Here is a 15,170-nt window from a genome sequence, read left to right as displayed (position 1 = left end):
CAAGCCGGCCGCCGGGGGAGGCGGATAGGGGGGGAGCGGGAGCCAGAGCGAGCTCCGCGCTTCGACGGGTCCCCTGGGGAAGAGCTCGGGATCGCCGGGCGCTGCGGCCGGCAGGTCGAGCTTTTCCCCCACGGCGGGGAGGGGCTGTAAGGGAGCCGGTTCCAGGGAAGCCCGGAGGGCGCCGCGCGGGCGGATCAGCCGGCTCGGGTCGGCCAGATCGAGCCAGAGATCGGCGTTGCGGGAAAGCGCGGAATCGGGATCGCTCGCCGAGAGGAGATAGACCCGGCTCGTCGGCGCCGGGTCCAAGAGCGGAGGCACGTAGGTGACGTCGCAATAGAGCAAGATCAAAAAATGGACGGCGGCGGCCGCGGCGCAGGCCAACACCAGCCGCAGGCGGAGCTCTCCCCCGGTAGGCTGGTCGCTCTCCAGGGTCTTCATGGGCCTCCCGGCGGTTCCGCGTCGGGCTGCGTCGCCAGCAACACCGACCATTTCTGGGCGAGCGCGGCGTTCATGATCTCCACGAGCAGGCCCGCCGGAGCGTCCTTATCGGCCCGGATCACCAGCGTCTGGGGAGGGCGGCCGCGGCCCGCTTCCTCCAGCAGTTTGCGCAATCCCGCGAGGTCGAGCAGCTCGTCCCGGCAGAAGATCAGGGGCTTGCGTCCCCCGCCCTCCTTGGTTTCCGGGGTGAGCGTCACCGAGACGATCCATCCGCCCGAGGGGACCCGGACTCCGAGGGAACTCTTCGGGAGCTCGACCACGAGCCCCGGCTGGGTGACGAAGGAGGAGCCGAGGAGGAAAAAGAGGAGGAGCAGAAAGAGGACGGTGACCAACGGGACGAGGTCAGTCGTCCCGCGCAGCAGGGTCAAGCGAGGCTGCAATCTCGTCGGGGAAGGGAGCGGCACGATTGGACCTCTTGCCGTCGGCGAGCGCATGCAGGACCTCGATGCCAACCCGGTCGATGTCCTGGGCGATCGCCGTCAGGCGCGTTACGAGATAATTGTAGGCGATCGACGAGGGAATGGCTACCGCGATTCCCGCGGCGGCACTGACGAGCGCCACCCAGATCCCCGAGGCCAAGTCGCTCACCGAGACCGAGCCCGAGGCCCGGTTCATGGCGAGAAAGGCCTCGATCATGCCGGTGATCGTCCCCAAAAGGCCGAGGAGTGGCGTGATAGAGCTGATCGTCGCCAAGATCGGCAAATTGGCCTCGAGCGGAGGCAGCGCGAGCTGGGCCGCCTCCCGGGTCATCTCCCGCAGCTCGGCCGGGGGATAGTCTCGCCGGAGGATCGCCTGCCGGGCGATTTCGGCCGCCCGCGCGGGCGTTTCCTGACAGCGAAGGAGGGCCTCCTCGTACCTCCCCTTGCGCAGCAGGCTGCAGAGTCCCGTCAGAAACGAGTCGATGTTCGACTCGGCTTTTCGGTAGAAGAGCATCCTCTCGAGAAAGACTCCCGCGGCCAGAACGCTGCAGAGGAGAATCGGCCACATGACGAGCCCGCCCCGGTGGACGATCTCGAAGAGGCTGATCGCTTCCGGAACGACCCGGGGATTCGCTTGGGCGGCCGCCGAAAAGAGGAGGGAGTAGGGGAGCATCACCAGATAAAGGATTTGGCTTGGGCGAGGATCCGGTTTCCGTCGATCACCGTGAAGCGCCAGGCGTAGACTCTCCCGTGCTGGGTGTAGTCGTCTCCAACGACCAGGAAGAGCGAATGGACGTTCCCATGGGCGCGCCGCGAGAAATCGACCTGCGACCAGACGGCCTCGCGCGTCTTTGTCTGCCGGTACTCGAAGCGGGCCAAGAGATCCCGCGGCTTCCCCCGGTTCCTCCAATGGAAGACATAGATGTCGCCCTGGCGCATCGCAGCGTCCTCGGGCGTGATCGCTCCCCAATTCCAATACATCTTCTCGAACATCAAGGCCGGGGGCGGGCTCGACTTGACCTTCTTGGTCGGCACGTTGAGGAAGTTCCAGACCTTGACGATCTTGACCCGGGGGTCGAGGGCGAGGTATTCGCCGCCGGGCTCCGTTTCGTACGCCCGCCGGACCTCCTCGGCGAAGCCGCCCGCCGACAGCCCGAAGACCCCAAGCCAGAGAAGCAGCCAGACCTTCCGCACTCTCCCCTTCTTCTACACCACCTGGGCCCGACTGAAAAGAGAAGGATCGGGCGGGTCGTCCGAATCGCCCCCCCTCCCGCTTCCCGCTTTCCCGGCCCCGGCGACCACGAGACAAAACTCTCCCCGCGGCTCCCGCTCCTGGTACCGACTCAGGAGAGCTTCGGCACTCCCCCGGAGGACCTCCTCGAACTTCTTGGTGAGCTCCCGGGCGAGGCAGACTTCCCGGCCGCCCAGGACGGCCGCCGCCTCCTCCAAGGATCGCCGGAGCCGGTGGGGGGATTCGAAATAGACCGAGGTGCACTCCCGCTCCCGGGCGGCCTCCCACTCGCTCCGCCGCGCCCCGGCCTTGACCGGCAAAAAGCCCCCGAAGTAGAAGGGAGTCGTCGAAAACCCCGAGGCCAGGAGCGCGGCGAGCACCGCGCTGGGCCCGGGAACCACCTCGACCACGATCCCCTCCTCGACGCACCGGCGCAAAAGCCGCTCCCCCGGGTCGGAGATCCCCGGCATCCCCGCATCGCTCACCAGCACCACCCGCTTCCCCTCTCGCAGCAGGGAGAGGAGTCCCGAAAGCCTCTTGGCTTCGTTGAAGCGGTGGTAGCTCACCAAGGGCTTCCGGATCTCGTAGTGGGCCAGAAGCCGACCCGTCCTCCGCGTATCCTCCGCCGCCACCAGCTCCGCTTCCCGCAAAACGCGCAAGGCCCGGAGGGTGATATCCTCCAGATTGCCGATCGGAGTCGCCACGACCCGGAGCCGGGGCGCCTCCGCGGCCGAAGGAGCCGCGCCCCCCGCGCCTTCCTCCCGCCCGGACTCTCCCCCCTCTTTCTTTTTGCGCCGCTTCCTCATCGAGCTCCCGATGCCATCGCTCTTCTCCCCGATGGGAGAGTAAAAGGAAAGCTTTGCCCGCGCGAGGCCCGTCTCGACAAGCGGCCCCTCGGGGCGCTAGGCTCCAGCCGCGGCGCGGGCTCGTGGCGAAACGGTAGACGCGCTAGACTTAGGATCTAGTCCCACACGGGGTCGGGGTTCAAATCCCCGCGAGCCCACCGGCCGCCTCGAGGCCGGAAGCGGCCGGTCGCTGCCCGATCTCGAACGCTTCCTCTCCGGGGAGCGATTCCGGTCCAGGCGGGCAGGGGGCCAAGGCGGCTTCTCAAAAATTGCAGGCAAAGCCCCTTTTGTGGAAAAACGCGCTTAACGGCCGAGGCAAGCTTTGGGAAAAAACCTCAAAACCTCACCCGGGCCGGAAGAGTGCTGCGCATACGCGTGCTGCTCGAAAGCGCCGGGTTGGAACGAGGCTTGGAAAAAAGGGAGACATGAAGAGGAAAACAAAGAGCTATCTTTCGGCTCTGCGGGCGGCCTTGCTGACGGCTGCCTTGGCGGGGCTTGCAGGATTCGGTATCGGCACGGCGAGAGCGACGGTCTTCGGGCCGCTCCAGCTGCCGGGGCATGGGAGCGTGGTATACGGTACTGCTTCCCAAAATGCTGGTTATGGAACGGGAGGCGCGGGGACGATCACTGTCGGGACCCCCAACACCGTCATCAACTGGGGCAACACCGGCGGGACGATTGGCGCCAGTCAGCCGGGAGGCTTCAACATCGGGGGCAGCGCCGCGCTGACGATTGCTACCGGGGGCAAGGCGTTGCTCAACGTCGACATCACCGGGACTCCGTCCCAAATCTTTGGCGCAATGACCGCGACGGGGAATGGTGCGGTTTTTGTGGCGAACGCCAACGGAATCACCGTAGGGCCGGGCGCGACGATCACGGCTCCCGCAGGCTTGGGTCTGATCGCGGCGACCGTCAACGCGGCGCAGTTTGCCTCGAACGGCAATATTCCGGTGAGCTTTGCGAGTTCAGGTCCCTTGACCGTGCAGGGCAACCTGCAGGGGGTGGGTAGCTTCGTCCTCCTGGCGGGATCGGGGGCTGTGAACGTTTCCCCGATCCAGAGTTCTGGCGGGGTGACCTTTGGGACGAACAACGTCACGATCGTAGGGGGAGTGGGTGGCACGGTCGTCCCTACGACGTACAATGCGGGCGATGCCTCCGGCAGCGCGACGCCATCGGCCACGGCTCCGACGACCGTGACCCTCAACCTGGGCACCTCGGCAAACCCGTATAACATGACCAGATTGACGGTGCTGGCGAACGGGAACCTCGTGAACAACGGGGTGCTCGGCGGAGTCTCCAATGCTCTGGGCACTGGAAACGGCAATGGTAATGTCGCCACCCTCCAGTGGACGGGGACGCTCACCAACAACGGCACGATCAATGCCATGTTGGATAGCTTCTCCACAGGCGGCAGGGTCGGCTTCAATGGCAACACCTCGGCGGCCTTGGCCTACGGCGGGTTGACCAACAACGGGACGATTGCCACCAATAGCAGCAGCACGCTCTACGTCGAGCTGCCTGGGTCGATCGTCAACAACAGCGGCGCAACCATCAGCAATGTGGGTGGCTCGGTCTGCCTCTACGCGGGCCATGTAGACCTTCCGCTCTTCACCGGCGTGGGTGGTGCGGTGATCAATCAGGGCTCGATCGTCGCCTACAATGGCGTGGCGCTCGAGGCCTCCAACCCGAATCATGTGGGGCCGAACCCGGGCGGTGGGGTCTTTAGCAACGGGGCGATTCAGATCCTGAGTTCGACCGCCGACACCTCGGCGTTTCTCTGCGTCAAGAGCTTTACGGGCAACGCCTACCTCGGCGGAAGCGTGACGACTCCGAACGATGCGCTCGGCTTGTACAGAGCCTACTTCCAATCGGGAACTCTGCCTGTCTCGACCTTCACGCTCGCCACGAACGTGACGGCGCAGAACATGGTCCACTTCACCGGCGGGAGCCTGACGGGGGGTGGCACGGTGACGACCAACAAGCTCTTGCTGCATGACTTCGTGGGGAACGTGAACAACCGGGTGAGCACCAATCCGCTGCTCAACGGCTTTCACGTCGCCAACGGAACGAGTGGGAACACGGACGTGGTCATCAACTTGGCGACCAACGGCGATGGAGCGATCGGGCCGCAGGCGGTCAATCTGGCCATCCATGGCAATGCCACGATCCACTCGGGCGAGACCTCGACCTTCGGCTCCGCGATCGGCGGGTTGAAGACGACGCTTCTGCCGACCGAGGCGAACGCGGGCAGCAACCTGCTGGTCCAGGCGAGCGGCAATCTGACGGTCAACCCGAGTTTGGTCGGGCCGGAGGATGCGTCCCTCTCCCAGGCGGCGCTGGGTGTCAAGGGGTTCGTCTTCCCGGGCGGGATCGTGCTGATCGCGGGAAACACGCTGACGCTCAACACGGTGGTCGACAACGGCTACGCGCAGACCGTCGTGGCTGGCCAGGGGATCTTCTTCCAGGCTCCCCATATCGTGACGGCGGCTCCGGTGATCACCAACGGCAACGCGTGGGTGAACTTCAGCACCGTGCCCTCGACCGTTCCGGCGATCTACGCGGCGACTCCGGCGCTGACAATCTCGCCCTTGGCCTACTCGATCGTGGCCAATCCGAGTGCCTACCACATCCGTTCGTTCATGCCCTAAGGGCGTAGCGGGCGAGAGCCGGTTTGGATTCCTGGAAGGGGGGCTTCGGCCCCCCTTCCTCTTTTTTGCCGGCGCGGCGGACCCGCCTCCGGTCCGGATTACACCGCGGGGTCGCGACGAGGAGCCGGCGGCGGTAGCGAGTTGACACCGCTGCTGGAGCCCGGGTAGCCTTCCCTCGATCGTGTGGCTCTGGGGAGGGGTGTCCCCCTCGGGCGGCGCAGAAAGAGGCATTGCATGGAGGACAGGGTGAAGAAGAAATCGAATGGCAATCTTTCCGTTTGGCGGGCGGCCCTGCTGACGGCAGCCTTGGCGGGGCTCGCAGGATTCGGTATCGGCTCGGCGCGGGCGACGGTCGTCGCACCGCTTCAGCTCCCGGGACATGGGAGCGTCGTGGCCGGAAGTGCGACGGCGACGGGCGTCTACGGGGCCGGAGGCACCGGGCATATCCTGGTGGGCGCCAACGACACGGTCATCAACTGGGGCAACACGGGTGGGAGCATCGGAACCAATCAGCCCGGAGGCTTTAACATCGGCGGCAGCGCGCACTTGGTGATCACCGGCGCCGCCGGGCTGTCGCTCCTCAACGTCGACGTGAGCGGAAGCCCCTCGCAAATCTTCGGCCTGTTGAACACCAACATCAACACCTTCGTCGCCAACGCCAACGGGATTACCGTTGGACCCGGGGCCACGATCGTGGCCCCCGCAGGGATCGGCTTGATCGCGGCGACCGTCAACGCGGCGCAGTTTGCCGCCAACGGGACCCTGCCGATCAGCTTTACCGCCGGAGGTCCCCTGAACGTGCAGGGGGATCTCGTCGCAGCGGGAGGACCAGGTCACTCGATCATCCTGGCGGGCTCGGGTGCGGTGAACATCTCGCCGATTCCCAACGGAGCCGACCACTACTTCAAGCCCGGGACCAATGTGACGGTGATCGGCGGGGTGGGAGGGGTCGTTTCGGGGGGCGCCTTCACACCCATGGATTCCCTCGGAAGCTCGACCCCCTCGGCTTCGACTCCGACGACCGTGACCCTCAACTTGGGCAGCTCGGCCCACCCGTATGATCTGCGGCTGAGCGGGCCCAACGGGACCGTGCCGAGCGTCGGAACGATGGTGTTGGCCAACGGGAACATCGTGAATGACGGCGTCCTCTCGACGAGCACGACCTATCACGGGATTCCGAATGCGCTTCCCGCGCTCCAGTGGACCGGCACTCTCACGAACAACGGGACCATCCTGGCGGAACTCAATAGCGCCGTCACCGGTGGCCGGGTGAGCTTCTACGGCAATACTTCGGCGTTGCTCCCCTACGGCGGGCTCGTGAACAACGGGACGATCGCCCAGAACGTGGCGGGAAGGTTCGTGGTGAATCTGCCGGGCACGATCGTCAACAGTAGCGGTGCGACCATCTCCAACGTTGGAGGCCAGGTTGCCCTCTGGGCGGGCAGCGCCGCCTTGCCGGTTCTTCCGGTGAGTGGTGCGGTCATCAACCAGGGGAGCATCGCCTCCTCCGACGGTATTGCGCTGGTGGCCTCGAATCCGAACCATGTCGGACCCAATCCGGGCGGCGGGGTCTTTAGCAACGGGACTCTCCAATTCGTCGACGGGAACGCCTTCGCCGACGGAGCCTACCTCAACGTCCGCAGCCTTACGGGCAACGCCTTCCTGGGCGGGAGCATCAGCGTCGCGGATCCGAATGGGCTGGCAACCGCCCTGCTCCAGTCGGGATCGCCCGGCGGGGTCTTCGTGCTCGCCGCCAACTTGACGGCGGGGTCGGTCACCTTCACGGGCGGAAGCTTGACGGGTGGAGCGACGATCACGACCAACACCCTGGCGCTGACCGACTTCACGGGGAACGTGAACCACCGGGTGGGCACCAATGCGCTCCTCAATGGGTTTACCGTGGCCAATGGGTCGAGCGGGAATACCGTGATCCTCCTCGACATGCCGACCACGGCGGACGGCGCGATCGGGCCGCAGGCGGTCAATCTGGCTATCCATGGCAACGCCACGATCCACTCGGGCGGCAGCTCGACCTTTGTGAACAGCCTGGGGAGCACGGGAGTGCTTCCCACGGAAGCCAACGTGGGGAGCCAGCTGCTCATCCAGACCAGTGGGAACCTGACGGTCGCCTCGAGCGTCCATGGTCCCGAGGATTCTGCTTTGAGCAGCCTTGCCCTCGGGGTCCACGGCTTCGTCTTCCCCGGCGGCATCGTGTTGTTGTCGGGCTATTCGAACGGGGTGCTGACCAACCCGTCGGCCGTGCTCACCCTCAACACGGTGGTCGACAACGGCTATGCGCCGACGGTTCCTGGGGGCCAGGGGATCTTCTTCCAGGCTCCGACCATCGTGACGGCGGCTCCGGTGATCACCAACGGCAATGCGTGGGTCAACTTCAGCACGGCGCCTTCGATCGTTCCGGCGATCTATGGGGTGGCCCCCGCGACGAATATCTCGCCCACCGCCTACACGATCGTGGCCGATCCGAGTGCCTACCACGTTCGTCCCTTCGTGCCCTAGCGGGCTAAGGGAGGAGAAGCGGCGGAATTCTTCGGGAAGGGGGCTTCGGCCCCCTTCCTGCGTTCCGTCGGCTCCGGAAGCGGAAAACGAGGGATCGCCGATCGGGCTTCTGGCGGTGTAAGCCCGAGGGCTCGCGGGCGTCAGGCCGCCGCGCCACCCTTCGTCAGGGAGCCGCTACGGCCGCCGGATCGTGGATTGGTTTCCCGCTGAGGGCGATCCCTTGGAAGGATGCCAACCACCCCGAGGGAGATCCCAATGCCCTATCGCTTGCGCTCTTTTTGGCGGATCTCCGGCGGAAGGGAGGGGTCTCCTAATGGCGGAAGATGCCAACCGCCAACAGGGAGAGCATCAGGCCGACGAGCCAATAGAACTGGGTCCGCAGGGAATGGTCGATCCGTTCGAAGCGCTGATCGATCCGCTCGAAGCGCTGGTCGACCCGCTCGAAGCGCTGATCGATGTCGCGGCGGAGCCCGTCGATCTTGTTTTCCACGAGGGCCAGGCGCTCTTCGACGGTTCCGAGCCGTTTGTCGATCTGCTCGTAGGCCCCTTCCAGGTGGGCCATCCGCATCTCTATGGTGTCGGTGGGCATGCCCTTCCGTGGGACGATAGCTTGCCGCTGCGCAACCGGCAAGGAGGGGAGCAACGGTTTCCCGCATTTCCCGGGCATCGGTTGGCATGCGCTCGTTCTCGGATGAGGGATTGTCCGTGCCCAGCGGGCGAGATGGCATGGTGCACCGGGGGCTGGTGGGTCGATTTCGGGCCTCGTGGAGAGTGGGGAGGCCGACTTTACCCTTCGCGTCGGTCGTGGCCGTTGCGATAACGGACGAAGAGAACGCCCTTGCGCTGGGCGAAGCGGCGCCCTTCCTCGATAATCCGCCGGCCGATCCCGAAGCCGAACGACTTCTCGGGCGCACCCGGGAGCAGGTCGGCGAATTTTTCCGGCTCCGCAGCAAGGGCGGCCCGCAGGGCTTGGAGCAAAAGGAGGGATCTGCGCTCGGCCCGCTCCACATGGGACTTGTCGAGGGCCTTCGAGATCTCGACGGCTCCGCAGACCGGCTTTCGGGTATCCGGAGCCTCTCCAACCACCAGGGCGTCGGCCCAGCCGATCTCCCGGCGCTCCTCCCCGGTGATCGCTCCCGTCCGCAGGGCGACGGCGGCTATCCGGTTCCAGGTCTTCGGATCGAGCAGCTCCGCCGACTCGACGTGATCCAGGAGGTAGTTGGCGAGCTTCTTCTGCGCGTCCGATTCGATGATCTTGCCCCCCATCCAATCGAGCTCCAACTCGATGCCATGCAGTCTCCTCTCGGCGGCATCGAATCTCTTTTCGGTGGCCTCCAGGAAGGCGTGGAGGGTGGTTTCGAGGGTGGAGAGCCTTGCATCGACCTCGGAGAATCTCTTTTCGGTGGTTGCGAGAAAGGATTGGAGCGTCGCTTCGGTGCGCCGCTGGGCCTCCTCCAACTTGCCAAGGGCCTCCCAGACTTTCCGGGAATCCTCCCTACGCTCCCGATCGGCCTTCCGGAAGCGGGCGGGGAGCTCCATGAGGTCCTCTGTCAAGAGTTCGCGGCGCAGCTCTTCCCTCCACTCCGGATGCTGCCGGAGTACGGCAAGGAGGTCGGCTGTGGACCGTATGGGGAGGCTCACGGAGGGACTCTACCCGCCGGACGTCCCCGCCGCAAGCCGCCCAAGGCGACCGAGCGGCTCTCGACGCGTCCGGATGCCGAGCGAACGCGCTTGCGGGCCAGAGGGGGGGTGGGCAGAATTCCTTTACCCTGTCCCCCTCCCCAAGCGCTTCTTCGGGCCGATCGGTAGCCTCGCGCGGCCAGGCGACCAATTTGGTGGGGATCCCCTCGGCCCTGCTGGCCGACCCCGACTTCAACGAGAGGCCGATCCGGCTCTCGATCCACGGGGTGCGGGAGATGAACCCGGGGCTCTTCCGGAAGCTAAAGAGGACGCGGGATCGCGACGAGGCGGCGCGGATCTTCGAGGACTACATGGATGTCCTCTTCGGCCTCGACGACGAGCAGCGGTTGGGCAGCGGCCCCGACGGGAGGCGGCGGTACCGGGCGAGCTACCGGCGTCTGCTCGAAGGTTGGGCTTTCGACTCGAATGGCCCGGAAGGTGCTGTGCTCAAGGGGTGGGTGGAAAGCCGCTTTGGGCTCTTCCCGACCTATCATAAGCGCCCGATCGAGCGGTTTTCCTCTCCCGCTTGGGTGAGCTACGTGGAGGAGAAGATGGCGAGCCGCTTTCACAACAATGCGATCCAGATGCAGCTCGACCTCCTCTACGAGTTCGCGCAGTGGTCGCTCGACCGGGCGGCGGGAAGGGGAGAGCGCCACCGGATCCTCTACCGGGGGGTGGAGGGATTCGAGGAGAACGAGATCCTCGAGCGATACGAGAAGGGGAGGGCCCTGGTGCTCCTCAACAATCTCGTCTCCTTCACCGCCGATCGGAGGGTGGCCGAGCAGTTCGGCGGCTGGATCCTCACGGCACGGGTCCCATCTGCGAAGATCCTCTTCTTTCGAGAGCTCCTTCCCCACCATGCGCTCCGGAGCGAGGAGGAGCATCTGGTCATAGGAGGGGCCTTCCGGGTCGAGATCGGGCGGCCATGACGGAGGTTTCGATCGAGGAAAGGAGGGCGCGGGCGCTCGGAGCCTACCTCGGGTTTGCGGTCGGGGATGCTCTCGGGGCGACCGTCGAGTTCCTTTCGGCGGAGGAGATCGCCGAGCGCCACGGGGTCCACCGCCGGATGATCGGAGGGGGCTGGCTCGGGCTCAAGCGGGGTCAGGTCACTGACGACACCGAGATGTGCCTGGCCTTGGGCCGGGCGATCCTGGCGCGCGGCGGCTTCGACCTTTCGGCGATGGCGGAGGAGTTCGTGCGCTGGTACCGCTCCCGGCCCGTCGATATTGGGGCGACCTGCCTGCAGGGAATCCGCCGCTACCTGACCGACGGTTCGCTTGCGGCCGGCCGCAGTCGCTGGCACGGAGGCAACGGCGCCTGCCTGCGCAATCTCCCGGTCATCCTGGCGACTTTGAGGGATGAGGAGGCCTTTCGACGTTGGACGATCGACCAGTGCCACTTCACACACAACCATCCCTTTTCGGACGCCGCGACGCTCGCTTTGGGGGAGATGGTCCGGCGCCTGCTCTCCGGAGCGGGGGTCGCCGCTGCCCGGGAGGCGGCCGAGCGGCTCGTCGCCCGCCATCCGGTCTTCTCCTACGAACCGTTTCCCGTGAGGTCCTCGGGCTATGTCGTCGATACGATTCAGACGGTCCTCTTTACGTTTTTTGGAAGCCACTCCTTCGCCTCCTGCTTGATTGCGACCGTCAACCGCGGTGGAGATGCGGATTCGACAGGGGCGCTCGCGGGAATGTTGGCCGGGGCGAGATACACGATCGAAGGGATTCCGCGGGGATGGCGCCGGAGGCTTTCGCGCACGGTTACCGAGGAGATCGAGAGGCAGGTGGACGGGCTGCTTGCGCTGGCCGATTCCAGGGCCGGATAGCGGCGGCGGACGAACGGGCCGGATCGTTTATCGTTTTTTGATTGCGGGCCGGGCCCTTTTGAGTCCAAAGGGCGGTTGGAGTTCCGTAGGTTGCAGGACCGGTCATGGCGGATCTGCTCTATATCGCAGGAACCATTCTTTTCTTCGCGCTGGCGATGGCCTACGGGGAGTGGTGCGACCGGATCTAGATCTAAGGGCGAAGGATGCTGGCAATTCTGGGAATCGTTTGTGTTGGGCTTTTGGCCTATCTTTTCGCAGCCATGATCTGGCCGGAAAAGTTCTGAAATCTTTCGGAAATGACGACCTCCTTTTGGTTGGCCCTCGGGTTGTTTTTTCTTGTCCTGGCGGCCGTGAGCCTGGCTCTGGCCCACTACCTCCGGCAGGTCCTAGAGCCGGGTGGGAAGACCTGGCTCGATCCGCTCCTCGGGCCGCTGGAGCGCTCGACCTACCGGCTCTGCGGGATCGAACCAGGCCGGGAAGAGGGCTGGAGGGGCTACCTCGGATCGCTGCTGCTCTTTAACCTCGTGGGACTGCTCCTCACCTATTGCATCCTGCGGCTCCAGCAGTGGCTTCCTCTCAATCCCAAGGGCTTCGGGGCGGTCTCCCCCGACCTAGCCTTCAACACGGCGGTGAGCTTTACCACGAACACCAACTGGCAGAACTACGCCGGGGAATCGACCCTTTCCTACTTTTCCCAGATGGTGGGCCTCGCCGTGCACAACTTCACCTCGGCGGCGAGCGGGATCGCGGTCGCCGCCGCCTTCCTCCGGGCGCTGGTGCGGACGGGAGCGAAGACAATCGGAAACTTTTGGGTCGACCTCGTGCGGACCACCTATTATCTGCTCCTGCCCCTCGCTTTCGGCATGGCGATCGTCCTGGTCTCCCAGGGTGTCCCGCAGAATTTCTCCCCCTATGCGAGGGCGCGGCTCGCGGAGCCTGTCGTGATTGCGGGGGCCGACGGCCAGGAGCATCGGGTCGAATGGCAGGAGATCGTCCAGGGCCCGATCGCTTCGCAAGAGTCGATCAAGGTGTTGGGGACCAACGGAGGAGGATATACGAACGCCAACTCGGCCCATCCCTTCGAAAATCCCACCCCCCTTTCCAACTTGCTCGAAATCCTGGCCGAACTTTGCATTCCCGGAGCGCTGGCCGTCTACCTGGGGCTCGCCGTCGGAAAGCCCGCCCACGGATGGGCCGTCTGGGGGGTGATGGCGCTTCTGCTCTTCGGAGGCATCCTGGTCTGCTGGCGGGCGGAGGCGGGAGGCAACCCGCTCTTGATCGCGCAGGGCCTATCCCCGGTGGAGGGCAACTCCGAGGGGAAGGAAGCGCGGTTCGGGACCCTCGATTCCGCTCTTTTCGCTGTCGCGACGACCGCGACCTCGACCGGCGCGGTCAACTCGCTCCACGATTCCTACATGCCCCTGGGGGGGCTGGTGCCCCTCTTCAACATGGAGTTGGGGGAAGTGGTTTTCGGCGGGGTGGGATCGGGGCTCTACGGAATGCTCGTCTTCGTGGTGGTCGGGGTCTTCCTCTTCGGGCTCATGATCGGCCGGACCCCGGAGTATTTGGGCAAGAAGATCGGGGCGAGCGAGGTCAAGATGGCCGCCCTGAGCATTCTTGTGCTTACTCTTTCGATCCTCGGATTGAGCGCCTGGGCGATCGCGAGTCCCTGGGGCTTGGCCGGAATCGCCAACGCGGGCCCGCATGGGTTGAGCGAGATCCTCTACGCATTCAGCTCGACGACCGGAAACAACGGGAGCGCCTTCGCGGGTCTTTCCGGGAACACCCCATGGTACAACACGACCCTCGGGCTCGCGATGCTCGCGGGACGCTACCTCATGATCGTTCCAGTCCTGGCGCTGGCGGGGCTTCTTGCCGCCCAGAAAAAGGTGGCGGTGAGCCAAGCCGCCTTTCCGGTCTCGGGCGGCCTTTTCCTCGTGCTCCTGCTCGCGACGGTCTTCATCGTGGGCGCCCTCAACTTCTTTCCGGTCTTGGCCTTGGGACCGATTCTCGAGCATTTCCTGCTCCACGCGGGGCAGACCTTCTAAGGGTGGAGAATGAAACCGAAAGAGTTCCGTTTTGCCGATCCGCGGCTCCTGGCCCTCTCGTTCCGGGGAGCCCTGTGCAAAGCCAGCCCGCTGGTGCTCTGGCGCAATCCAGTGATCTTCGTCACCGAGATCGGGGCGCTGGTGAGCACGATCGAGATCTTTGCCTCGCCCGAGCCGAAGTTCTTCACGGTGCAGATCTCTCTCTGGCTCTGGTTCACGGTCTTGTTTTCCACTTTCGCCGAAGCGATGGCCGAGAGCCGCGGAAAGGCGCAAGCGGATAGTCTCCGACTGGCGCGGACGATCACGACGGCCCGCCGGCTCCGGGAAGGGAGGGAGGAGGCGGTCTCGGCGACCGAGTTGCGGAAGGGAGATCTGGTCATCTGCGTCGCGGGCGACATGATCCCCGCCGACGGAGAAGTGATCGAAGGGGCGGCGACGGTGGACGAATCGGCCGTGACGGGGGAATCGGCGCCGGTAGTCCGGGAGAGCGGGGGGGACCGGAGTGCGGTGACCGGGGGGACGAAGGTGATCAGCGACCGGATCGTGGTCCGGGTGACGAGCGATCCCGGCCAGACCTTCCTCGATCGGATGATCCAACTGGTGGAAGGGGCCAAGCGGCAGAAGACCCCCAACGAGATCGCCTTGGGGATCCTTCTGGCGGCCCTGACCTTTCTCTTCCTCCTGGTGATCCTCACCCTGGTTCCGTTCCTGCAATACCTCCACGCTCCGGTCTCGATCGCGACATTGGCGGCCCTCATGGTCTGCTTGATCCCGACCACGATCGGGGGCCTCTTGAGCGCGATCGGCATCGCGGGCATCGACCGGCTGGTCCAGCACAACGTGATGGCGACGAGCGGCCGGGCGGTGGAGGCTGCGGGCGACATCGACGTGCTCCTGCTCGACAAGACGGGGACCATCACCCTTGGGAACCGGATGGCGACCGAGTTCGTTCCGGCGGCGGGGATCGATCCGCTCCGGCTGGTCGACGCTGCGCAGCTTGCTTCGCTGGCGGACGAGACGCCGGAAGGACGTTCGATCGTGGTGCTGGCCAAGCAGCAACATGGGCTGCGGGGGCGGGAGGTGTTGGAGAACCAGGCGCACTTCGTTCCCTTCTCGGCGCAGACGCGGATGAGCGGAGTCGACTTCCCCGAGAGCGACGGGAACCCGGCGCGCTCGATCCGCAAGGGCGCGGAGGATGCGATCGAAGCCTACTTGCGAAAGCAGGGAGGGAGCCTTCCCGAGTCGGTCCGCCAGGCGGTCGAGCGCATCGCCCGGGACGGCGGCACACCGCTGGTCGTCGCGGAAGGAAAGGAAGCGCTCGGGGTCATTCACCTCAAGGATGTGGTCAAGGGGGGCATCAAGCAGCGCTTCGCGCGGCTCCGCCAAATGGGCATCCGGACGATCATGATCACCGGGGATAACCCGCAAACCGCGGCCGCCATCGCGATGGAGGCGGGGG

General features: G+C 65.4%; 13 protein-coding genes, 1 tRNA gene and 1 pseudogene. 8 read left to right on the top strand and 7 right to left on the bottom strand.

The genetic code is table 11. The features are described 5' to 3' along the window. From FN369_RS04415 to rsmI, 5 genes and pseudogenes are all read right to left on the bottom strand, one after another. Positions 1-438, bottom strand: a pseudogene (locus FN369_RS04415) (hypothetical protein); the annotation flags it as partial. Continuing rightward, a complete protein-coding gene (locus tag FN369_RS04410) occupies positions 435-866 on the bottom strand; it encodes an ExbD/TolR family protein (RefSeq protein ID WP_246189544.1) in 432 nt (143 codons plus the stop codon). The gene FN369_RS04410 and the pseudogene FN369_RS04415, both read right to left, overlap by 4 nt. Beyond that, the gene (locus FN369_RS04405) at positions 841-1,590 is read right to left on the bottom strand and encodes a MotA/TolQ/ExbB proton channel family protein (protein ID WP_142524991.1); all 750 of its coding nucleotides are present in this window, start codon (positions 1,588-1,590) and stop codon (positions 841-843) included. The genes FN369_RS04410 and FN369_RS04405 overlap by 26 nt, the downstream gene beginning before the upstream one ends. Then, positions 1,590-2,111, bottom strand: a complete 522-nt coding sequence (locus FN369_RS04400) for a hypothetical protein (RefSeq protein ID WP_246189543.1) — start codon at positions 2,109-2,111, stop codon at positions 1,590-1,592. Before FN369_RS04400 ends, FN369_RS04405 begins: the two co-directional genes overlap by 1 nt. A gap of 12 nt (positions 2,112-2,123) precedes the next feature. Beyond that, positions 2,124-2,954 (bottom strand): 16S rRNA (cytidine(1402)-2'-O)-methyltransferase, encoded by an 831-nt coding sequence (gene rsmI, locus FN369_RS04395; protein WP_142524988.1) that lies wholly within the window; start codon positions 2,952-2,954, stop codon positions 2,124-2,126. Between the two features lie 116 nt (positions 2,955-3,070). On the opposite strand from rsmI, the gene FN369_RS04390 reads away from it, so the two are divergent. The 3 genes from FN369_RS04390 (at position 3,071) to FN369_RS04380 (ending at position 8,158) form a co-directional block, all read left to right on the top strand. Then, positions 3,071-3,151 (top strand) — tRNA-Leu (locus FN369_RS04390). A gap of 267 nt (positions 3,152-3,418) precedes the next feature. Continuing rightward, positions 3,419-5,641, top strand: a complete 2,223-nt coding sequence (locus FN369_RS04385) for a beta strand repeat-containing protein (protein WP_142524987.1) — start codon at positions 3,419-3,421, stop codon at positions 5,639-5,641. A gap of 234 nt (positions 5,642-5,875) precedes the next feature. Then, positions 5,876-8,158, top strand: coding sequence for a beta strand repeat-containing protein (locus FN369_RS04380; RefSeq protein ID WP_178087672.1), 2,283 nt, complete (start codon positions 5,876-5,878; stop codon positions 8,156-8,158). Between the two features lie 310 nt (positions 8,159-8,468). Here the strand turns inward: FN369_RS04380 and FN369_RS04375 are convergent, their stop codons facing one another. Next, entirely contained in the window at positions 8,469-8,747 is a 279-nt protein-coding gene (locus FN369_RS04375; protein WP_142524985.1) for a hypothetical protein, read from the bottom strand. Positions 8,748-8,944: 197 nt separating this feature from the next. Next, the gene (locus tag FN369_RS04370; protein ID WP_142524984.1) at positions 8,945-9,799 is read right to left on the bottom strand and encodes a hypothetical protein; all 855 of its coding nucleotides are present in this window, start codon (positions 9,797-9,799) and stop codon (positions 8,945-8,947) included. 194 nt (positions 9,800-9,993) lie between these two features. On the opposite strand from FN369_RS04370, the gene FN369_RS04365 reads away from it, so the two are divergent. The 5 genes from FN369_RS04365 to kdpB form a co-directional block, all read left to right on the top strand. Further along, a complete protein-coding gene (locus tag FN369_RS04365; protein ID WP_246189542.1) occupies positions 9,994-10,767 on the top strand; it encodes an NAD(+)--dinitrogen-reductase ADP-D-ribosyltransferase in 774 nt (257 codons plus the stop codon). Further along, positions 10,764-11,663 (top strand): ADP-ribosyl-[dinitrogen reductase] hydrolase, encoded by a 900-nt coding sequence (draG, locus tag FN369_RS04360; RefSeq protein WP_142524982.1) that lies wholly within the window; start codon positions 10,764-10,766, stop codon positions 11,661-11,663. Before FN369_RS04365 ends, draG begins: the two co-directional genes overlap by 4 nt. 203 nt (positions 11,664-11,866) lie before the next feature. Next, positions 11,867-11,947: a K(+)-transporting ATPase subunit F gene (gene kdpF, locus FN369_RS11645; RefSeq protein WP_142524989.1), complete on the top strand. Its 81-nt coding sequence runs from the start codon at positions 11,867-11,869 to the stop codon at positions 11,945-11,947. A 12-nt stretch (positions 11,948-11,959) separates the two neighbouring features. Next, positions 11,960-13,711, top strand: coding sequence for a potassium-transporting ATPase subunit KdpA (gene kdpA / locus FN369_RS04350; protein WP_142524981.1), 1,752 nt, complete (start codon positions 11,960-11,962; stop codon positions 13,709-13,711). Positions 13,712-13,720: 9 nt separating this feature from the next. Beyond that, the coding region (gene kdpB, locus FN369_RS04345; protein ID WP_142524980.1) for a potassium-transporting ATPase subunit KdpB at positions 13,721-15,170 on the top strand (1,450 nt) is incomplete at its 3' end.

The organism is Methylacidimicrobium cyclopophantes (assembly GCF_902143385.2).
GTDB lineage: Bacteria > Verrucomicrobiota > Verrucomicrobiia > Methylacidiphilales > Methylacidiphilaceae > Methylacidimicrobium > Methylacidimicrobium cyclopophantes.
The sequence above is the reverse complement of the archived record's forward strand: the minus strand, read 5'-3'. Positions and strand labels throughout refer to the sequence as shown.